General features: G+C 37.0%; 20 protein-coding genes. 8 read left to right on the forward strand and 12 right to left on the reverse strand.

Annotation, left to right across the window (positions count from 1 at the left end):
- Window positions 1-117: 117 nt before the first annotated feature.
- Complete coding sequence (locus AC0L6O_RS18660; RefSeq protein WP_473304501.1) at window positions 118-789, reverse strand: DUF2461 domain-containing protein; 672 nt, start codon at window positions 787-789, stop codon at window positions 118-120.
- A gap of 282 nt (window positions 790-1,071) precedes the next feature.
- On the opposite strand from AC0L6O_RS18660, the gene AC0L6O_RS18665 reads away from it, so the two are divergent.
- A complete protein-coding gene (locus AC0L6O_RS18665; RefSeq protein WP_473304502.1) occupies window positions 1,072-1,569 on the forward strand; it encodes a hypothetical protein in 498 nt (165 codons plus the stop codon).
- 12 nt (window positions 1,570-1,581) lie between these two features.
- Here the strand turns inward: AC0L6O_RS18665 and AC0L6O_RS18670 are convergent, their stop codons facing one another.
- From AC0L6O_RS18670 to AC0L6O_RS18685, 4 genes are all read right to left on the reverse strand, one after another.
- Window positions 1,582-1,989 (reverse strand): OmpA family protein, encoded by a 408-nt coding sequence (locus AC0L6O_RS18670; protein WP_473304503.1) that lies wholly within the window; start codon window positions 1,987-1,989, stop codon window positions 1,582-1,584.
- 75 nt (window positions 1,990-2,064) lie between these two features.
- The gene (locus AC0L6O_RS18675; protein ID WP_473304505.1) at window positions 2,065-2,463 is read right to left on the reverse strand and encodes a response regulator; all 399 of its coding nucleotides are present in this window, start codon (window positions 2,461-2,463) and stop codon (window positions 2,065-2,067) included.
- A gap of 1 nt (window position 2,464) precedes the next feature.
- Entirely contained in the window at window positions 2,465-4,408 is a 1,944-nt protein-coding gene (locus AC0L6O_RS18680) for a sensor histidine kinase (protein ID WP_473304506.1), read from the reverse strand.
- Window positions 4,409-4,639: 231 nt separating this feature from the next.
- A complete protein-coding gene (locus AC0L6O_RS18685; RefSeq protein WP_473304508.1) occupies window positions 4,640-5,098 on the reverse strand; it encodes a type I restriction enzyme HsdR N-terminal domain-containing protein in 459 nt (152 codons plus the stop codon).
- Between the two features lie 28 nt (window positions 5,099-5,126).
- On the opposite strand from AC0L6O_RS18685, the gene AC0L6O_RS18690 reads away from it, so the two are divergent.
- Window positions 5,127-5,903 (forward strand): AMP nucleosidase, encoded by a 777-nt coding sequence (locus AC0L6O_RS18690; RefSeq protein ID WP_473304509.1) that lies wholly within the window; start codon window positions 5,127-5,129, stop codon window positions 5,901-5,903.
- A 2-nt stretch (window positions 5,904-5,905) separates the two neighbouring features.
- On the opposite strand, the gene AC0L6O_RS18695 is transcribed toward AC0L6O_RS18690, so the two are convergent.
- The gene (locus AC0L6O_RS18695) at window positions 5,906-6,787 is read right to left on the reverse strand and encodes a DNA adenine methylase (RefSeq protein ID WP_473304511.1); all 882 of its coding nucleotides are present in this window, start codon (window positions 6,785-6,787) and stop codon (window positions 5,906-5,908) included.
- Between the two features lie 132 nt (window positions 6,788-6,919).
- On the opposite strand from AC0L6O_RS18695, the gene AC0L6O_RS18700 reads away from it, so the two are divergent.
- From AC0L6O_RS18700 to AC0L6O_RS18720, 5 genes are all read left to right on the forward strand, one after another.
- Complete coding sequence (locus AC0L6O_RS18700; protein ID WP_473304512.1) at window positions 6,920-8,332, forward strand: PQQ-dependent sugar dehydrogenase; 1,413 nt, start codon at window positions 6,920-6,922, stop codon at window positions 8,330-8,332.
- A 25-nt stretch (window positions 8,333-8,357) separates the two neighbouring features.
- A complete protein-coding gene (locus AC0L6O_RS18705) occupies window positions 8,358-9,317 on the forward strand; it encodes a Kelch repeat-containing protein (protein WP_473304514.1) in 960 nt (319 codons plus the stop codon).
- Window positions 9,304-9,759, forward strand: a complete 456-nt coding sequence (locus AC0L6O_RS18710) for a nuclear transport factor 2 family protein (RefSeq protein WP_473304515.1) — start codon at window positions 9,304-9,306, stop codon at window positions 9,757-9,759. Before AC0L6O_RS18705 ends, AC0L6O_RS18710 begins: the two co-directional genes overlap by 14 nt.
- A gap of 372 nt (window positions 9,760-10,131) precedes the next feature.
- Window positions 10,132-13,065 (forward strand): DEAD/DEAH box helicase, encoded by a 2,934-nt coding sequence (locus AC0L6O_RS18715; protein ID WP_473304516.1) that lies wholly within the window; start codon window positions 10,132-10,134, stop codon window positions 13,063-13,065.
- Window positions 13,066-13,207: 142 nt separating this feature from the next.
- Window positions 13,208-13,801: an SET domain-containing protein gene (locus AC0L6O_RS18720; protein ID WP_473304517.1), complete on the forward strand. Its 594-nt coding sequence runs from the start codon at window positions 13,208-13,210 to the stop codon at window positions 13,799-13,801.
- A 53-nt stretch (window positions 13,802-13,854) separates the two neighbouring features.
- Here AC0L6O_RS18720 and AC0L6O_RS18725 read toward each other — a convergent pair whose 3' ends face one another.
- The 6 genes from AC0L6O_RS18725 to gltX all read right to left on the reverse strand — a co-directional run bounded on the left by AC0L6O_RS18725 (window position 13,855) and on the right by gltX (window position 17,987).
- The gene (locus AC0L6O_RS18725; RefSeq protein WP_473304519.1) at window positions 13,855-14,709 is read right to left on the reverse strand and encodes a sugar phosphate isomerase/epimerase family protein; all 855 of its coding nucleotides are present in this window, start codon (window positions 14,707-14,709) and stop codon (window positions 13,855-13,857) included.
- A 145-nt stretch (window positions 14,710-14,854) separates the two neighbouring features.
- On the reverse strand, window positions 14,855-15,634 hold the full coding sequence (locus tag AC0L6O_RS18730) for a TIGR00266 family protein (protein ID WP_473304520.1): 780 nt from the start codon (window positions 15,632-15,634) through the stop codon (window positions 14,855-14,857).
- Window positions 15,631-15,828 (reverse strand): hypothetical protein, encoded by a 198-nt coding sequence (locus AC0L6O_RS18735; protein WP_341226094.1) that lies wholly within the window; start codon window positions 15,826-15,828, stop codon window positions 15,631-15,633. The genes AC0L6O_RS18730 and AC0L6O_RS18735 overlap by 4 nt, the downstream gene beginning before the upstream one ends.
- A 105-nt stretch (window positions 15,829-15,933) precedes the next feature.
- Entirely contained in the window at window positions 15,934-16,176 is a 243-nt protein-coding gene (locus tag AC0L6O_RS18740) for a DUF4258 domain-containing protein (protein ID WP_473304521.1), read from the reverse strand.
- Entirely contained in the window at window positions 16,167-16,397 is a 231-nt protein-coding gene (locus AC0L6O_RS18745) for a DUF2283 domain-containing protein (RefSeq protein WP_473304523.1), read from the reverse strand. The genes AC0L6O_RS18740 and AC0L6O_RS18745 overlap by 10 nt, the downstream gene beginning before the upstream one ends.
- A gap of 90 nt (window positions 16,398-16,487) precedes the next feature.
- The gene (gltX, locus tag AC0L6O_RS18750; RefSeq protein WP_473304524.1) at window positions 16,488-17,987 is read right to left on the reverse strand and encodes a glutamate--tRNA ligase; all 1,500 of its coding nucleotides are present in this window, start codon (window positions 17,985-17,987) and stop codon (window positions 16,488-16,490) included.
- A 334-nt stretch (window positions 17,988-18,321) separates the two neighbouring features.
- Between gltX and AC0L6O_RS18755 the strand changes: the two genes are divergently transcribed.
- On the forward strand, window positions 18,322-19,764 hold the full coding sequence (locus AC0L6O_RS18755) for a sulfatase family protein (RefSeq protein ID WP_473304525.1): 1,443 nt from the start codon (window positions 18,322-18,324) through the stop codon (window positions 19,762-19,764).
- Window positions 19,765-19,872: the final 108 nt, after the last annotated feature.

Raw genomic sequence — 19,872 nt, forward strand, 5'->3', positions numbered from 1 at the left:
AGGTCTTCAAATATTCTGAAAGTCAAACTATGTTTGGACTCATTACCCAATTACTTAGATAGATGCCACGCTTTTGTCGATGATTAAACTATTTAAGTGGGTGAACTAGAAAAAATCCTATTTTGAAGCGGCATTCAGAAAATCTCCCAAAGGTTTTAAAGTCTTAAAAACGTCGGCAGCTTTAGCTACAAAGTCAGTTTTTGTCACTTCTTTATCTGCTAAGCTATGCTGAGCCAAAAAGCTTTTTCTCTTTAATAAGTCAATATGTTTATGCTCTGCATCAAAACCCTTTGGGGGCCTTTTTAGGCTTTCTCCCATTAAATCGCCAAAGGTGTCTTTGAACTTCGGATTTTCAATCACCTTGACTAAATCATCTCCATTATAGTCAATTTCTTGCCTTATTTCTTTTATCCAATCTCCCTGTGGCATATATGCTCCACCTGCCAGCATGCACTCCCCTGCTCCTATATGAATGTAATAACCAGAGCGAGAATGTATATCAGATTTCTTCAATGCCGATGTGATATGAGCTCCCATATGCGTTTTATAAGGCGATTTATCTTTAGAAAAACGCACATCCCTATAAATTCTAAAAACGCAGCCTTTACCCGTGTGATGAGCTATACTTGGGTCAAACTTTGAAATTTCTTTAATCAGTTCGTCAATAAAAGCCTCAAAATTCTCTTTTGCCTCTATATATCTTGGCTTATTTTCATTGAACCAATCCTTGTTATTATTGACCTTTAACTCTTTTAAAAACTGAAAAGTATCTTTTGCTATTGCTGTCATGTTTCTTAAACTTCTTCTTAGGTTCTGCTAAAGCTTTAATAAGAAAGAAGCTTCAGCGATTATCTAAATTATTAATTTGTTTTTTGTCATTCAGTAAATAGACCTTATTACTAAGCTATTTAGCATAAAACCTAAGGCATTTTACTCAAACCTTCCCATTTCACACCCTAGATTTCAGGAAAATCTTAATTAATTTCTGGAGTATCTCAAAAAAGACCTGTCAAAAATCATAGTATTTAGTTTGACAAAAAATTAACTTGTAGCCCTTAAACCCTATGAAAAATGACCAGTATAAGAAGTAGACCTCGTTTTAAGCAAGTTAACCCACGTAGTGCAGAAGAAATAAAGAATCAGATTTCGTCTAAGCTAAAAGATAACACTCAGGGAATAAAAGGCGGCGTTTTTAGCGAGCACTTTCATCTAGAAATTATTAAAAAGGAACAGCACTTCTGGTCGCCTCACTTAAACGTAACCTTAGAAAAAACGGACGAAGGGACTATCTTAAGAGGTAAATATGGACCAAACCCTACCATATGGGCTATTTTCGCTTTTAGTTACTCTAGCCTTGGCATTTCTTTTTTATTTACAGCAATGGCTGGTTTAGTCAAATTAAGTCTACATCAAGAGAGCCAAATCTTGTGGGTATTACCGGTTTTGTCTCTTTTTATTCTCGGCTTATACATTGCCTCTCAAACTGGTCAAAAACTGGGTGTAGAACAAACCTTCAGAATTCATCACTTTTTAGAAGAGAGCTTAGAAACAAGAATTGAAATAGCTTAAAATCACGTTTGACTAGAGCGGAATGGGCGTAAATAGAATGTCTACTCGCCTATTTCTCATTCGACCTTCGGTGGTTTTGTTATCAAAAACTGGAGCATCGAAGGCAAAATCTTTATAACGAATTAATTCCTGGGGTACTCCAAATTTTATGAGTTGCTGAATAACCGAAGAACTTCGCATGCTACTCAAGTACTCATTAAAATCTCTACCTCCAATATTATCAGTATGACTCGTAATCTTGATTTCGTAGAACGCTAAGTTTGGAATACTTTGAACAAGTTCGTTTAAGTTTAGTTTTTGCTCTTCATCTATATACCAACTGCCTCCACCAAAGTAAATACTACGCAACATTTCTTTTGGCTCTTGAGCAAAAGAACCTCCAGAAACTAAAAGGAAATAGAATAGTATTAAAAGCCTCATTCATAAAGATTTAATGAATGAAGTTAAAGCTAAACTTGGCAGGAATCAAATTAACAAAGGTTAAAGAAAACCTACTTAGCCAAAATAATAGGTAACAATATTGGCTATCATATCTTTAGTAAGTGGCTTATTTTCAATCACTTTAACAAAAGGACTTGCCTTAGCTCGCTCAAAATCGTCAGGGTTTTGCGAAGTAGTTAAAATAACTATTATCGTTTTCTTTTTATCAGCCCTCTCAAGAGAACCAAAGGCTTCTAAAAACTCCCATCCATTCATTTTTGGCATATTAATATCCAAAAATATTAACTCAGGAAGTTTAGGCAAATCTTGACTAAGATATTCTATTGCATCTAAGCCATTCTTAACAACTTTAACCTCATTAGTACACTTCAGATTGTCTATAATTTTCTGATGTATAAAGTTGGTTATGTGGTCATCGTCTACCAACAAAATACTGTCAAGTTTAACTCCCATGCTAATCCTTTGTTAGGTTTTTACTAATAGTGAAGTGGAAAGTAGTACCTATACCGACTTCTGATTCGAACCAAATAGTTCCTCCATGAAGTCTGACTATTTTCTCACAATGAGCCAAGCCAATTCCAGCTCCATCAAAGTCTTCTCTATCATTGAGTCTGGTAAATATCGCAAAAACTTTTTGACTATGTTCTTTTTCAATACCAATTCCATTGTCAGAAATCTGAAACTCCCAGAAAGCCTCCTTTTCCAATGCACTTATCTTTACTTCCGGAGAAATGCCTTTACCGGTAAACTTAATTGCGTTACCTATCAAATTCAGCATCAAAAGCCTAAACTCTTTACCATAGACTCTTAGCTCCGGTAAATTATTAAAAGTTATAGTCGCATTTGACTCCTTTACTGAATTTGACAACTCAGCCATAACCTTGGTTACCACTTCTTGCGAATCTAAAACCTGAATTTCTTTATGATTACCCAGTCTGGAGTAATCTAACAAACCCTTTATTAAACTCTCCATCCTTGAGGTGGTTTGAGTCATAAAACCAAAGTATCTTTTGGCATCATCATCAAGCTTTTCACCATACTCTTCTGTTAATAGTGACACCACAGATTTTAATGTATTAAGTGGCTCTTGTAAGTCATGAGATGCTATAAATGAAAACTGTTCAATTTCCTGATTCCGTAACTTTAAATTTTCATACTGTTCAGAAAGTATTCTTTCTGCAGTGATATCCTGACGAATATCTAAAAATTGATATACTTCCCCTTCACTATTTTTAAAAGGTACAATAGACGTATGCACCCAATAAAAGGAACCGTCTTTTGCTTTACTTTTTATTCCGCCAGTCCAAACTTCTCCCGACCTTATGGTCTTGTATAAGTTTTCAAAAAAGCTTTTTGAATGGTATCCAGCATCTACAATTTCATTGGTTTGACCTATTATTTCTTCTCTATTATATTTCGAGATTTCACAAAACTTATCATTAGCGTACATAATAGTACCATCTGCATTTGTGATAGTAATTAAAGAACTCTTATCCAGTGCATATTTAAATTGGGAAAGTTCTTGATTTGAGGTTTCAAAAAACTCTTGGAGCTTCTTCCTTTTAAAGTCTATTTTATTAAGCCTAATACCTAAAAACGCAATGTAAAGAATACCACCCAAAGTAAAAGAGAGGGTGTAAATGATAATTCCAAGTTCTATATCAACCTTTCCTGAACTTATTAATCGAAGCAAAATATAACTTAAACTAAGAGGAAGTAATAACACAAAAGGAAGAAGAGACTTCATTAGCCTATTACCCGCCAAACCTTTAAGATATGCCCTCTCCATACCGTAAGCATTATTCTTTTTATACAAAGCAAAAACAAGCAGCAGAAACAAACTTGCCGTACTGATAGACATGCTGTCAATAAATGACACGCTAACCTGTATAGGTATCTGAAGAACAAAGATTATAATAGATAAAACACAAATGAGAATAACTACCCCCAAAAAGTATATTGCTTTGCGTTTTAATTTGACCGCTCTATAATTAGAAAAATACATAGCCGTAGCCATCAGCATGAAACATAGAGCTGTACCTAAAGACATTCTACCCGGGTAACTTTCAGAAAAACTATCTTTAACTAATAAATTATCAATACTTAAGGGGAGTTTAAAGAAATACTCTAAAACAGTATAAGCACAAATAATAAAGATAATTTGAATGGATACTTTCTGAAAAAAGCTACGTTTGGAAGAAAAAAACAACAGGCTAAAACCTGTCAAACTAAAAGCTAATGCAGTATTAAACTTCATGGTAGCCGTATCTGAAAATATCGTTATAATTTCGGAGGACTTTAAAAGCCATCCAGACATTACTACAACACTTATTACAATGACCAGAATAGCAATGCTACGAACTATTACAAACGAAGTTGAACTAATTCTACTTAGCATTCTATGGTGGTTAAAACAGAACTTGAAATTAAATAGTGCAAGTGGCTAAACTCTTTTCCGAGTAAAATATAATTCAATTTAGAAAAAATAATACGCTATCAACCTATTTATGGTCTCTATTAATTGTTCTTATTTTTGATAAACTCTTACATTAGCTTAGAACTTATTGATAATCAATCTAAATAAAGAAAACTTCGTTTTCGATTATTTTCCTAAAAACTACAATCCACTTTATCTTTTCACTCTTGGTGGTGGTTCGGGAAAACCATTCATCTGAGAAGAGTTTTCTCCATTACTACCCATTTCAAAACAATATGTTTTAAGACCATTGCTTATAGCTAAAAAAGGGGCATTTAAAGTTTTATTATAAATAGACGCTTGACTAATAGTTTTCTTGTCCAATTTGACCTCTGGGGCTTTACACTCTATTAAAAGATAGGGCTTAGCCTGTTGGTCAAAAACCACAATATCGCTACGTTTTGCCATACCATGATATGATAAGCCACCTTCTACCTTAATTAAGCTTTTAGAAAAACCCAGTTGTTCTATCAATAAATGAACCACATGCTGCCTAACCCATTCCTCTGGAGTAAGCACTATATTTTTCTTTCTGATAATATCAAAAATCTGATTTTTACCCTCAATTTCAGTAATTTTGCAATCTATAGATGGCAAATTAAGCTTTGTCATATTCATTTTATCAAACATAATATATTTATTGAAAAACAAAGAAGACATAGTTAAAAACTGGCTCCCAAGATATACTGGTACAGAGCTAAGCGAATTCAAACCTTACGTATTACTTACAAATTTTGGTAACTACGTGGAAATGTTTGCAGAGCAATTTGGTGTAGAGGTTAAAGGAAAAGACAGAGCCATGCAAACGGCCTCTTATGGTAACATTACCATCATAAACTTTGGAATGGGAAGTGCCATGGCCGCTACAGTAATGGATTTACTTTCTGCAGTAATGCCAAAAGCAGTCCTGTTTCTAGGTAAATGTGGAGGCTTAAAAGAAATCACAAATTTAGGAGACTTCATACTTCCAATAGCCGCTATTAGAGGCGAAGGAACAAGTAATGATTACGCTCTTCCAGAAATTCCTGCTTTGCCATCTTTTAGATTACAGCGTTCGGTTTCTGAAGCTATCATCAAGCATGATATGGATTACTGGACTGGTACTATTTATACCACTAACAGACGCGTATGGGAGCATGACGAAAAATTCAAAGATTACCTTAGAGATATTAGAGCTTTAGGTATTGACATGGAAACAGCCACTATATTCATTGTTGGTTTTGTTAACTCCATTCCGCATGGTGCATTATTATTAGTATCTGATAACCCAATGACTCCTGACGGCGTAAAAACTGAAGCAAGTGATAAGCAGGTTACCACTAATTTTGTGCAAAAGCATATTCAGATAGGTATTGACGCTCTAAACGAATTAGCCGAATCAGGTAAGTCTGTGAAGCATATGCGTTTTGAGACCTAATACTAAAAATTGGAGATAAGCAGCTCTGTCAAATCACCTCTTTTGATAGGGTCTGCATTTATTCTTCGGTTTGCTTTAACTCTTTCTATGGAGTATCCTTTATAAAGGGAGTCAAAAAAATCATTATCGGGCTCTATATTCTTTGGATCAGAATTACTCTGAAGCCATAAGTGTCCTTTTTTGTCTAATAAATCACAAAACTCCTTTAGTCTTATTTGCTCAGCATCATCAAAAATGACATTAGCATAAGAATTAAAACTTGAGGTTCTGTTCAAAGGCTTATACGGTGGATCCAAATAATAGAAAGCATCTTTTCTGACATGTTTTAGTGTCTGAGTATAATCACTGTTTAAAATCACCACCTTCTTTAGCAATTTAGATACTGCTCTCAAATTTTTCTCGTCGCATATTCGAGGCTTTTTATATCGCCCTATCGGAACATTAAATTCATTTTTTCTATTAACTCTGTATAGGCCATTAAAACATGTTTTGTTCAGAAAGATAAACAGGGCTGCCTGAACTACTTTTTCAGAAGTATTCAAATTTAATAGCGTCCTCTTATTATAATAATAGCTCTTACAAGCGTCGTCATTGCCAAGAATGGCATGATACTCCTCCTGCCATTTGGCCAGAATAAGTATCAAATTTTCTACTTCTGATTTTATAATTTTATAACAGTTACAGAGATCCTTATTAACATCGTTAATCACTGCTTTTTTCAAATGAGGAAAACGCTGGAGCACCCAAAACAAAACAGCTCCACTTCCTACAAATGGCTCAACAAAAACAAAAGGCTTCTCAACTAACCCTTCGGGCAAGCGATGCTCAATTTCGTCAATCAATTGACTTTTACCTCCTGCCCATTTTAAAAATGGTTTTGCCATTTAATGCCATGTTTTTAAATAAAAAAGAACGAATAAGTACTGTTAATCTACGCTAAGTCACTTTCTAACAGCACAAATTTCCTCTTTGCCAATCTAATACCTAAATTCACACGAAAATAAACCTTATTATTAATGTTAAGAATTTGTTCTTTCCTTTTATGCCTAGCTGCCTTAGCTAGTTGCTCAAAAAAATCTGGCCTAAATACTGGTTCTGATAACACAAAACAATATGCTGATACCCGAGCCATTTATGATAGATTTTGCTCCTCCTGCCACGGCGAAAAAGTGGAAGCTTTTGTAGACAGAAAATGGCAACATGGGAAAACTAAAGATGCCATTATAGCCAGTATTAGCAATGGTTATATTGACGCTGGAATGCCTATCTGGAAAAACACTATCCAGCCAGAAGATATTTCAAAATTAGCCGACTTAATAGTAAGCAGTCTAAGCACGGTAGACCAATATAATTTTGAGGATGTAGAAAAAACAGATACTTACAAATCAAAAGGAATTACAGTCAAACTAGAAACAGTAATTGATGGTTTAGACAGCCCGTGGGGAATAACAACTCTTCCTGACGGCAGTTTATTGGTTACAGATAGAGCTGGCGACCTTTGGAAAATAGCTCCAGACAAAAGCAAATCTAAAATAACAGGAGTCCCTGAAGTTTTGGCTACAGGACAAGGAGGAATGTTTGATGTTAAACTTCACCCGAACTATGAAGAGAATGGCTGGATTTACCTTACATATGCCAAACATAAAAACGAAAATGGTAGAGTAGTTTCTACCACAGCCATGACCCGTGGAAAGTTACAGGGAAATACCCTAGTGAGTAAAGAAGATATTTTTGAGGCTGTGCCTTATTCATCAACCCGCCATCACTATGGAGCTAGAATGATTTTTGACAATGATGGTTACCTTTTTGTTTCTGTAGGAGATAGAGGAAACAGAGATAAAAACCCGCAATCGTTAGATAATTCTTGTGGTAAAATTCATAGAATTAAAGATGACGGAAGTATTCCAGAAGACAATCCTTTTTATAACACCCCAGATGCCATCAAATCTATTTGGAGTTATGGTCACAGAAACCCTCAGGGACTTGATATTGACAGAGCTACTAACACTATTTGGGAGCACGAACATGGCCCAAGAGGTGGCGATGAACTGAACATTATTCAAAAAGGTAAAAACTACGGCTGGCCGGTGATATCTTATGGTATCAATTATGATGCAACCACCTTCACAGATATTACCGAAAAAGAAGACATGCTTCAGCCTGAATTATACTGGATTCCATCTATAGCCCCTTGTGGAATGACGTACGTTACGTCTGATAAATATGGAGCTTGGCAAGGAGATATTTTAGCAGGTTCGCTTCGCTTTAAATACTTAAACAAAGTCGCTATTAAAGATGGTAAAGTAGGCAGCGAAGAGAAGCTTCTACCAAACATCGGTAGACTAAGAAGTGTAACACAAGGAGCAGATGGTTTCATTTACGTCGGGGTAGAAAAGCCAGGTGTAGTGTACAAATTGTTACCTCAATAAGCCTTATTTATTCATCCCTATTGAAATGAAAAAAATATTAATATTACTAGCCCTGAGTGTATCCCTAAACGGATTTGCTCAAGAATGGACAACAATAGAAACTATTGGCGAAAGTACCCCACGTGGTGAAAACTCCATGGTGGCTATTGGTAAAAAGCTATACCTATTTGGCGGAAGAGGAATGAAACCGATGGAAGTTTACGATATCGAAACCAACACTTGGGAGAAAAGAGGTGAAATACCTTTAGAAATTCATCATTTTCAAGCCGTGGCTTATGATGGGGAGATTTATGTCTTAGGTGCATTAACAGGCCCTTTCCCTCATGAAACGCCTATTCCAAATGTACATATCTATAATCCTGAAAAAGACGAATGGAGACTAGGTCCGGAGATTCCAAGAAAAAGAGGTTCTGCCGCTTGTTTCGTTTATAAAGATAAAATCTATGTGGTTAACGGAATTATAGACGGGCACTGGGATGGCCATGTAGCTTGGTTTGACGAATATGACCCGAAAACGGGTGCTTGGAGAGAATTGCCTGACTCACCAAATGCAAGAGACCATGTAGCTGCAGGTGTAGTCAAAAACAAAGTAGTGATAGCCGCTGGCAGAAAATCGAGACATAGAACGGGTGAAGTAATGACACTCACTGTTCCTTTTACCGACATTTATGATTTCAAAACCAATACTTGGACGACAGTAGAGGGGTCCAACATTCCTACATTAAGGGCTGGGCCAGGTGTAGCAACACTAGGCTCTAAAGTTCTTTTTATGGGAGGAGAAGCAGCAGACCAAAAGCTAGCTCATAATGAGGTAGAGGCTTTTGACCTAAAAACCATGAAATGGACCACACTCCCTCACATGATTAGAGGAAGGCATGCCATAGGTGCTGCCAAAGTGGGTAAGAAAATTTATATCTCTTCTGGTGTGGGAAATGCCGGCGGAAGCCCAGAACTAAACAGTTTAGAATGTTATGGCTGCAAATAAAATAGCTTTTCTTCTTTTGATTTTCATTGCCCCAATAACGCTAAAGGCTCAAAAGAAAAACACCGAAGAACAGTTAAAAAGTCTGATTCAAAACTCCTTTGACGATATTTTTAGCGAACAAAAAAAGGAGAAAGTTACCCAATATTATACGGATGACTTTCTTCTCTTAGAAGCTGGCGTGGTATGGAATCTTGACTCTGTCTATTCTTATATTGACAGAGCAAATGCCAGAAAAATAAAACCTGAGAGAATCAACACTTTTGATTTTCTAGACATTAAAGTGAAAGGTAAAACTGCTTGGGTGGCGTATCAAAACTACGCCAATATAAAGATTGACGGTAAATCTGTAGTGAAACTTCACTGGCTAGAAAGTGGCTCCGCCATCAAAACCAAAGAAGGCTGGAAATTGGAATTATTGCATTCTACCATTGTTCCGAGGTGATTAGCTAGTTCTAACATTTTCTTATTTAGACTCCTTTTATAAGAATACAAAAAGTGACAAACTCCGCCAAACCTATGTATCGTCCCTACGGGGCTACCTATGTTTAGTCCCTCATAGGGCTCTTACTCTGCAGATATTTCGAATTCGTTATAAATTATATTAGCCCTTTCAGCGAAATTACATATCCTATGCTAAGCTCACCAAATTTCATCTTAGAATCCAATATCAGTTGATATAATACCTTTGGCATCTTCTGTCAAATTTCAGCTGTTGATAAGTTTATTTGCCCACCCAAGTCTTGCTGATTAATTTCGGAGTTTACTAACCTTCAAAGGAAGGTTAAAATATACTTTAGCCTATCTTTTTGAAGACATGAAGGTATCTACTTCGGAACCGTTTAGCATCATTTACTCCCTCTATCAACACCAGTATTTAGGCTACTTGTTTGAGTCGTTTATGGTGCAGTTAAATCAGCGAGGGGAGCTGACTTTTGCTCATCAAAATGTATCTTCAAGAAACATTGAAGAGTTTTCTAAAGGCATAGATGATGTAGATATCGAGTTGGTAAAGCTCATGGATGCCATCCATCAAAACACCATTCTCCGAAAATTCAATCCTAAAAAGCTAAAGCCCTTCGACTATTTCACTAAAGTATATGCTGGTGAAAGACCTGACCTTGGCATGCAGGCAGCCATCGAAGAATACCTCAACAATTATAGAGCGGCAATTTTACCCAAACTGGTAGGCAAGCGTTTTTTCATCATGGGTGAAGACGGTGACCCTACTAGGCAAGAGGTAAAAGTAATGAGTGAAAAAACGAAGGTTTTCATGAATTTCCATCGGAAAGAAGACCACACCATTTACTTCCCAGTATTAAAATGTGCCGGCGAAAAAGTAAGATTACAGCATGTAGGAGCTCAAATGCTCAGTGACTCCCCCGCTTTTCTTTTAAGCGAAAACAGACTTCATTATTTCGACAAGCATATTGACGGAAAAAAACTGCGTCCGTTTTTTGATAAAAACAATATCAGGATAGAACGCAGAATTGAAAAGACCTATTTCAGGAAATTCGTTGGCCCACTGATAGCTCAATTTAACGTCTTTGGGCATGGAGAGGGTTTTGAAATCACAGAAGAAAGAGAGACTGCTTCGCCAGAATTACTTATTACAGACTTAAGCACAAAAAAGCAATCTCCTACTCTTTTTGACACACCAGCAAAAGCGGCAGACAGTCCTGATAAAATAAATTTTGACCTGAGTTTTGTTTACGGAAATTCCACTTTTAGGTTCGATAGCCTAGCGGCCAATGCCAATGTAAAAGTGGAAGAAAAAGGAGATGGCTGGATTTTTCATAAGATTAAGAGAGATTTAGATTTTGAGAAGCATATAATTAATCAAATAAAAGCTTTAGGCCAAGACCTTATTCACGGCAGAAAAGCCCTGAATAAAAATGAAGGTTTCAGTTGGTTGCAGCTTAATGCCAAAGCCTTGGAAGATGCAGGAATAGCTGTCAAACAATCTGCCGACTCGGAAAAAAGATATCACCTTGGCACATCTTCCATAGAAGTTAGCATTGAAGAAAACTCCGATTGGTTTGATATAAAAACTAAAGTGCAGTTTGGCTCTTTTGAAGTACCTTTCCTAAAGCTTCGCGAGTTAGTTTTGGCTAATATTCGAGAGTTCAAGTTGCCAAACGGGCATATTGCGGTCATTCCTGAAGAGTGGTTTATTAGATACCACGAGCTATTCACCTTGACAGACATCGGAGAAGATGATGAGCTAATTTTAAAAAAACATCATCTAAATCTCGTTCAAAATTTAGAAGAAGATGGATTAGCCACTACCGTCATTGGAAGAAAACTTCAAGGCTTAAATAATTTTGAGTCTATTAAATCATACGAAGTGCCAGAGAGTTTTCAGGGAGAACTTAGGCCTTATCAAAAAGCAGGTTATGATTGGATAAATTTCTTGCGAGATTTTAACCTTGGCGGCTGCCTAGCCGATGATATGGGTTTAGGAAAAACCGTAATGACTTTGGCGTTTTTACAGTCGCTAAAAAAAGATGGTGTCAAAAATCCTACACTCTTAATCATGCCTACTTCCCTAATTTATAACTGGGAAAAAGAGGCAGAGCGTTTTACCCCCGAGCTAAAAATACTTAAGCATACCGGTGGACAAAGAATAAAGAAGACGGAACATTTTAAAGACTACGACCTTATTTTAACTTCTTATGGCGTCCTGAGGTTAGATATAAAATTCATTGAGAAATTTAGGTTTGAGTACGTGATTTTGGATGAATCACAAGCCATAAAGAATCCTTCCTCAAATATTTCAAAATCTGTAAGGCTTTTAAACTGTAAAAATAGGCTTATTCTGACCGGTACTCCGTTAGAAAACAGCACCATGGATTTGTGGAGTCAAATGACTTTCATTAATCCTGGTTTGCTAGGTTCTCAGGCTTACTTTAAAGATAAATACCAATTACCTATAGAAAAAAAGCGAGACGAAGAGGCCTCAAAAAGGCTTTACAGCAAGATTAAGCCTTTCATGCTTCGTAGGCACAAATCTCAAGTGGCTACCGAGCTTCCAGAGAAAATAGAAAGTGTGCAGTACTGCGACATGTCTGACGAGCAAGAAAAGCTTTACGAAGAAACTAAAGCTTATTACCGAAATATGATTATTGACCATATTCAAGAAAAAGGTGTCAATAAATCGCAATTGGTGGTATTGCAGGGCTTGTCTAAACTTCGCCAAATGGCGAACAACCCTTTAATGGTAGACCCTGAATATGATGGTGATTCAGGAAAAGACTCTGACGTAATTCATAAACTAAAAAGTATTATAGAAAGTGGCTCTAAGGTTTTGGTATTTAGTCAATTCGTTAAACACCTAACCATTATCAGAAAGTATCTCAATGATAATAAGATAAGCCACTCTTATCTAGACGGAAGTACAAAAAACAGAGAACAGGAAGTTGATAATTTCCAAAATGACGAAAACATCAAAGTCTTCTTAATTTCGCTAAAGGCTGGTGGTGTAGGTCTAAACCTTACAGCAGCAGAATATGTCTTTCTGCTAGACCCATGGTGGAACCCTGCCATAGAAGCCCAAGCCGTAGATAGAGCCCACAGAATAGGTCAGAAAAACACCGTATTTACCTACAAGTTCATTAGCCGAAACACAGTAGAAGAAAAGATTTTGGCTCTTCAAAACAAGAAAAAGAGACTATTTGACGAGCTCATCACTACGGAAGAAACTTTCATGAAATCGCTAAGTCAGGATGATATTCTGAATTTGCTAGAATAACGTCTTAAAAACCAAACAAAAAGGAATCATACTTCTAAAAACCAGCACTTTATATTGACAAATATTTAAGCTCGACTTTAATTCTCTGATTGATTTTATCTGTAAAATTGTATCCAAATATTGATTACAAAAACAGGTTAAAATGATTCATCCTCATACGAAATTAGTGTTCATCAATGAGCAAATAGGATACGGTGTTTTTGCCACCAGATTTATCCCAAAAGGTACCATCACTTACGTAAAAGATGCTTTAGAAATCATCATTTCTGACAAGCGTTTTAAAGAGCATACACCAGAGGTTAAAGAAATAATAGAAAAGTATTCTTACAGAGACCAAAACGGCGATAACATCATAAGCTGGGACTTTGCAAAGTATGTTAACCACTGCTGCAAATGTAACACTATCAGCACTGGCTACGGTTTCGAAATGGCCATAAGAGACATTTACCCCGACGAGCAAATCACAGACGAATACGGCATATTTAATTTAAAAGAAGAAATGCCTCTCAGCTGCGGAGAAACTTGCTGCCGAAAAAAAATAGCACCAGATGATTTCAGCAAATATTACCAGGAATGGGACGCTAAAATCAAGGAATCTATTTTCTTCTTATTTGACGTAAATCAACCTTTATTAGGTTTAGTAGACGACCAAACAAAAGGTGAGTTAGCTATTCTGAAAAAGTATCCAGAAGAATACAAATCGGTATCAGCATTAATGCATCAAATACCGGCATAAAAAAAGCAGAAGCCGCTTGGCTTCTGCTTTTCAATTCTTTTATCCTTAAGAGCCTAAAAAACTAAGTTCTTCATAAACTCAGCATCGTTTGCCATGCTAGTAATGCTGTCTTTTGGGTATTGCTCTTGCTCTACTAAGTAGTATTTCATGCCATTATCTTTAGCCACTCGTAATAGTTTAGCATAATCTATAACACCGTCTGCCAAGTCTGTTTGCACTGGTCGCTTCTCCCCTTCTTTAGGTTCTTTTGATATAAGCTGCTTGATATGGCATAGTTCATATCGTTTACCATATTTCTGTAAATGAGCCATGGTATTTTCACCAGCCGCTTCTGACCAACACATGTCTAACTCAAAACAAACTTTTTCAGGGTCTGTGTTTTCTAAAAGTACCATCTGTCCCTTCATTCCACTCACAAAAGCGAAAGAATAAGAGTGATTATGATAACCAAACTTTATACCATGTCTATTACAAATATCACCTGCAGCGTTAAATTTATCAGCCACTTTTTTCCAAGCATCCATGCTAGGTTGCATACCAATAAACGGACACATTACATATTTAAGACCAGCTTCTGCCGCATTAGCCGCTAGCTCATCCGTAATGCCATCTAAACGCATGTGCGTGCTTATCATTTTCACGTCAATGCCTTTCAAGAATTTCTTACATTCTTTCGGACTCATTCCCCAGAACGGGTCAGCAGAGTAACTTTCAAATAATCTATAGCCCATTCCTGCCAATTTCTCCATGGTTCCTTTTGCGTCTTTCGGCATTAGGTCACGCACACTATATAATTGACATCCAAACTTCTTCACGGTGCCAGCATTAGTGTTCGCCAGCAAATTGCCAGACAACATGGCTAAGCCTAAAGCTGCACTACCTTGGGTTATAAAATCTCTTCTTTTCATTGATTAAGTAACAAATTACGCTGAATAAATAATTTCAATACATTAGTAAATATATTGAATTATTAAGAGAGTCTCGCTTGGCTCAAAAGCTTCGTTCAGAATAATAGACAAATAGCTGCTTTTAGAAAATCACGGACATGCCTTCTTACCTCTCAAACATATCCGTAATTCCTCCTAAAACGGAACCACTCTCTTTATTGGCATTTCCACCTGCTGGAGATAGTCTTCTTATAAGTTTAGAGATAGGCAACGACTGAATCCATACTTTTCCAGTACCTGAAAGCGTAGCTAGAAACATTCCTTCTCCGCCAAAAACCATTGATTTTAAGCCACCTGCACTTTGAATATCAAAATTTAGCTGCGGTTCATAACCTACTATACAGCCAGTATCTATTCTTAGTGTTTCGTTATTTAAGGTACGCTCCATCACTACACCACCAGAGTGAATGAAAGCTAGACCGTCTCCCTGAATTCTTTCTAAGATAAAACCTTCGCCACCGAAAAGACCTGCTCCAAAACGCTTATTAAAGTGTATAGAAATTTGCGTACCCATGGCGGCACATAGAAATGCGTCTTTCTGAACTATGAGCGTATTTCCTTTTATTTGAGATAAATCTACAGGTTTTATAGTTCCAGGGTACGGTGCAGCAAAAGCCACTTTCTTCTTACCATAACCTCTATTGGTAAAGTGTGTCATAAAGAGCGACTCACCCATTAAAACCCTACTTCCTGCCTTGAAAAGCTTACCTAAAATACTTTCGTTGGCATTACTACCATCGCCCATTTTGGTTTCAAACTGAATACCATCTTCCATGAAAAGCATGCTTCCAGCTTCTGCAATAACGGTTTCGTTTGGGTCTAATTCTATTTGGACTACCTGGATGTCTTCACCCAAGATTTCATAATCTATTTCATGGCTTCTCATTTCTTCTTCTTTGTTTTAGGTGGGTCTATATCTTTTAGCTTTTTGTCGTCTACGTTGTCGTTTAAGAAATTATTGATTTTCTCCACGTCGTACGACATCTGAATTTCACCGAAGGTGTTTATTTTGATATCAAAACCATCAAGGTCTTTGTGCACTTTTGGCTTATCGTCGTTTAATTCTTTCTTCTTTCCCATAATCTTGTTTTGAATAATGTTAAGATAAAAATATAAAAAAAACTCACCGACATAACGTAAATTATGATGGTGAGTTCCTTTTGATTGATAAGTGGAAAGTTTCTATTATAAGTACTTATTCACTTTGGATGTCTTGATTACAGTAATTACTTTAATTACACCCTCAGTATCTGAGGTATACGTTATTAGTAACTTCTTATTTTCATTCGTCAATTTCTTATAACAAACTTTTGAATCTGCTTCTAATGTAATTTTATCAGGCTTTAAAATACAATCTACAATTTCCTCAAACGAAACACCTCTCATTTGGGCACGCATTCTAGCATGATTGCTTAAAACTATACGCACTCAGAAACTTCTTTATTTGACAGTAAAATACTGTTAATTAAAGGATAATTTTGTGAAGCTTTAAGTATTTCAATCCCTACTAATACTCCGGACTGTGAAATATCTACCCAACAGTTTTCCCCTCTTTGCTCTGTTTCAACCACTTCTTCGTTCGAAAGGGTGATATAACAAGCGTCAACCTCCGAATCAAAACTTACTTGTTCAAATAATTTCATTTTCATCTCGAACTTCTTTAATTAACTCAATTTAAGCCAATTGTCATATTAGAACAAGAAAATTAGAAAATTTAGTTCTGGCTGTGATTAAAAAAACTAAGCCCCTAGCTTCTCTAAAGCCGATTGAATTCTTTCTACTACTTGTTTTTGACCTAAAATCTCTAACATCAGCATCAAATCTGGACCTTTTCCTTCACCTGTTAATGCTAACCTTAGTGCTTGCATTACTTTGCCAGGCTTAATTTCTTTGGCTGCTAAGCCTTCCCAAAGTGCATTATGAATTGCCTCTGAATGAAAATCAGTAGCGGCCATAGCATTAACCAAGTCTATAATTACCGGCATTCCTTGCTTGGCTAAGTCATTCCATGCTTTGCCTGCTACTTGCTCGTCATAAGCATTTGGAGCGTCAAAAAGATAAGGAACTAGCGTAACTATTTCCGCCACAAAAGTGACTCTGTCTTTATTTAACTTAACCAAATTAGCCGCTAAAGCTTCATCTTTAACTTGCTCATTGACTAAAGCTACCAATGCAGCATCGTCCATTTCTTTGATATAATGTTGGTTAAACCATTTGGCTTTAGCCACATCAAAACGAGCACCAGACTTATTAATTCTATCTAAAGAAAAAGCTTCTACAAGCCCTTCCAAAGTAAATATCTCTTGTTCTGTTCCAGGATTCCAGCCTAACAAAGCTAGGAAGTTTAATACAGCCTCCGGCAAATAACCATCTTCTCTAAAACCTCTCATGACCTCACCTTTTCCATCATTCCACTCGGTAGGAAATACAGGAAAGTCGCCTAAATCGCCATCACGCTTACTCAATTTACCCGGACCTTCTGGCTTAAGTAATAATGGTAAGTGAGCAAATTTAGGATGCTCCCAGCCAAAAGCTTTGTATAATAATATATGTAAAGGTGCCGATGGCAACCACTCTTCTCCTCTAATTACGTGGGTAATACCCATCTCATGGTCATCCACAATATTAGCCAAATGATACGTTGGCATACCGTCAGCTTTCAGAAGTACTTTATCGTCTATGGTAGAAGAATGAACCACCACCCAGTCTCTAATAGCATCTTGGAAACGAATTTCTTCTTTCAAAGGCACTTTTAAACGAATAACATATGGTGTTCCGTTTTCTATCAACTCTTTGGTAGCGTCTGGTCCTAAAGTGATAGAGTTCTTCATTTTCATTCGTGTTACCGAATTATAAGAAGGATTATCAACCTTAGCTTCTTCCAACTCTTTTCTTAAAGCCGCCAACTCATCTGAAGTATCAAATGCATAATATGCCTTCCCAGAATCTATTAAAAGCTGAGCATGCTTCTGATAAAGTTCTTTTCTTTCAGATTGACGATAAGGAGCATTAGGTCCTTCTTTTGGGCCTTCGTCAAAGTTTATTCCTAACCAAGCTAAACTATCAACAATGTACTCTTCCGCACCTTCTACATATCTTGTTTGGTCGGTATCTTCTATTCTAAGAATAAGTTCACCACCATTTTTCTTGGCAAAAAGATAATTGTAAAGGGCTGTTCTAACACCACCAATATGAAGTGGACCTGTAGGACTTGGAGCAAAACGTACGCGTACTGACATCTATTTTCTTGATAATTTTGGGCTGCAAAAGTAGCATTTTAAGTCTATATCAGGAAGAAAGAGTATAGAGAAAGTGTATGGTTTATCATTGTTTTCGCTACTTGCTGCTTTGGGGTTAGTTTTTCAATCGCTAAGACTTTTACGTTCGAATCTTTGTGCCTTCGCGTATTCGCGGTTATTCAAGTCATCGCTGAGCTCCTTTAGACCCAAAATTTTTCATAATTCCCAAAGCAAAACACCATTTCATCGAGTTAATCATGCATTGCTCCTACTAATCCTTCCAAATCCAATACGCCTTCCTTAAATTGCTTCATACTTCAACCAAACCCTTCAAATGAAAAAACTTCTCTTTCTGCTTCCTGTTGCATTTTTATTACAAGCTACCGTTTCTTTTAAAGCTCCCAAAACGCCAAACATTGTTCTAATTTTTATGGACGACATGGGTTATGGTGACCTTAGTTGCTACGGTGCCAGTACTTATCGCACGCCAAACATTGACCGCCTAGCGGCTGAAGGTATCCGATTTACAAATTTCCTTAGTGCACAAGCCGTTTGCTCTGCATCAAGAGCGGGTTTAATGACAGGAACTTACCCAAACAGAATAGGAGTCTCTGGAGCTTTTTTCCCAAATGCAGGTGTAGGAATAGCCGACCAAGAGACTACCATGGCAGAAATGCTTAAACAAAAAGGTTACGCCACCGCAATCTTCGGAAAATGGCATTTAGGGCATGAAAAGCAATTTTTACCACTTCAACACGGTTTTGACGAATACACAGGACTCGCCTACTCTAACGATATGTGGCCTATTTGGTATAATGGAAAACATGAGAAAGGCACCTTTAAAGAGCACTGGCCTACACTTCACTTAATTGAAGGAAACGAAGAAACTAGACCTATAACAACACTGGAAGACCAAGCCGAACTTACTACCCTTTACACCGAAAAAGCGACTGATTTCATCAAACGAAACGCGAAGAAACCTTTCTTCTTATACGTACCGCACACCATGCCACATGTGCCTATTGATGTGTCTTCTAAATTTAAAGGTAAAAGTGGACAAGGTCTTTATGCAGATTTGATGATGGAAATTGACTGGTCTGTGGGTGAAATAATGAAAGAACTTAAAACCCAAGGATTAGACGATAATACATTGGTGATTTTCACAAGTGATAATGGACCATGGATAAATTACGGTAACCACGCAGGCTCTACAGGCGGACTGAGAGAAGGAAAAGGTGTAAGCTACGAAGGTGGTCAAAGAGTACCTGGTATCATGCGATGGAAAGGTCAAGTACCCGCCGGAATGGTATGTAACCAATTATCATCAACCATTGACATCTTCCCTACTTTAGCTTCTATCACAGGGGCTTCACTTCCAAATCATAAAATTGACGGGGTAAACTTATCGGAAATCCTAGAAGGAAATATGGACGCCAAACCAAGAGATTTCTTTGCATACTACTATAGAAAAAATAACCTCGAAGCTGTTAGAAAAGACCACTGGAAACTGGTACTTCCGCATACAGGGAGAACCTATAAAGGATTTTTGCCTGGCAACGACGGCTACCCAGGACCAAACACCGAAAAACACGAAGAACCTTTAGCCCTTTATGACTTACGCCGAGATGCTGGTGAGGAATATGATGTACAAAGACAGCATCCAGAAATAGTCAAAGAACTGCAAGCATACGCCGAAAAAATAAGAGCCGATTTGGGTGATGAAATTACCGGTGTAGAAGGTAGCGGCAGAAGACCTTTGGGGAAATTGAGGCAATAAAAAAGTTTGGTCATAAGATTGAAAACAGTCAAAATATCACTCAGAAACAGTTGGTTTTGAAACTTTTCTGAATTTGATTTCCACAACAATCGTTTTCGAAACCTCGAA

The sequence above is a fragment of the Arcticibacterium sp. GJ41-1 genome (assembly GCF_055808875.1).

What these genes read in the sequence shown, in the direction of transcription:
- AC0L6O_RS18665 (WP_473304502.1), top strand. Translation starts at nt 1,072, where the DNA reads ATGACCAGTATAAGAAGTAGACCTCGTTTTAAGCAAGTTAACCCACGT.
- AC0L6O_RS18675 (WP_473304505.1), bottom strand. Translation starts at nt 2,463, where the DNA reads ATGGGAGTTAAACTTGACAGTATTTTGTTGGTAGACGATGACCACATA.
- AC0L6O_RS18700 (WP_473304512.1), top strand. Translation starts at nt 6,920, where the DNA reads ATGTTAAGAATTTGTTCTTTCCTTTTATGCCTAGCTGCCTTAGCTAGT.
- gltX (WP_473304524.1), bottom strand. Translation starts at nt 17,987, where the DNA reads ATGTCAGTACGCGTACGTTTTGCTCCAAGTCCTACAGGTCCACTTCAT.
- AC0L6O_RS18705 (WP_473304514.1), top strand. Translation starts at nt 8,358, where the DNA reads ATGAAAAAAATATTAATATTACTAGCCCTGAGTGTATCCCTAAACGGA.
- AC0L6O_RS18685 (WP_473304508.1), bottom strand. Translation starts at nt 5,098, where the DNA reads ATGACAAAGCTTAATTTGCCATCTATAGATTGCAAAATTACTGAAATT.
- AC0L6O_RS18715 (WP_473304516.1), top strand. Translation starts at nt 10,132, where the DNA reads ATGAAGGTATCTACTTCGGAACCGTTTAGCATCATTTACTCCCTCTAT.
- AC0L6O_RS18755 (WP_473304525.1), top strand. Translation starts at nt 18,322, where the DNA reads ATGAAAAAACTTCTCTTTCTGCTTCCTGTTGCATTTTTATTACAAGCT.
- AC0L6O_RS18720 (WP_473304517.1), top strand. Translation starts at nt 13,208, where the DNA reads ATGATTCATCCTCATACGAAATTAGTGTTCATCAATGAGCAAATAGGA.
- AC0L6O_RS18695 (WP_473304511.1), bottom strand. Translation starts at nt 6,787, where the DNA reads ATGGCAAAACCATTTTTAAAATGGGCAGGAGGTAAAAGTCAATTGATT.
- AC0L6O_RS18730 (WP_473304520.1), bottom strand. Translation starts at nt 15,634, where the DNA reads ATGAGAAGCCATGAAATAGATTATGAAATCTTGGGTGAAGACATCCAG.
- AC0L6O_RS18735 (WP_341226094.1), bottom strand. Translation starts at nt 15,828, where the DNA reads ATGGGAAAGAAGAAAGAATTAAACGACGATAAGCCAAAAGTGCACAAA.
- AC0L6O_RS18745 (WP_473304523.1), bottom strand. Translation starts at nt 16,397, where the DNA reads ATGAAAATGAAATTATTTGAACAAGTAAGTTTTGATTCGGAGGTTGAC.
- AC0L6O_RS18710 (WP_473304515.1), top strand. Translation starts at nt 9,304, where the DNA reads ATGGCTGCAAATAAAATAGCTTTTCTTCTTTTGATTTTCATTGCCCCA.
- AC0L6O_RS18725 (WP_473304519.1), bottom strand. Translation starts at nt 14,709, where the DNA reads ATGAAAAGAAGAGATTTTATAACCCAAGGTAGTGCAGCTTTAGGCTTA.
- AC0L6O_RS18680 (WP_473304506.1), bottom strand. Translation starts at nt 4,408, where the DNA reads ATGCTAAGTAGAATTAGTTCAACTTCGTTTGTAATAGTTCGTAGCATT.
- AC0L6O_RS18660 (WP_473304501.1), bottom strand. Translation starts at nt 789, where the DNA reads ATGACAGCAATAGCAAAAGATACTTTTCAGTTTTTAAAAGAGTTAAAG.
- AC0L6O_RS18670 (WP_473304503.1), bottom strand. Translation starts at nt 1,989, where the DNA reads ATGAGGCTTTTAATACTATTCTATTTCCTTTTAGTTTCTGGAGGTTCT.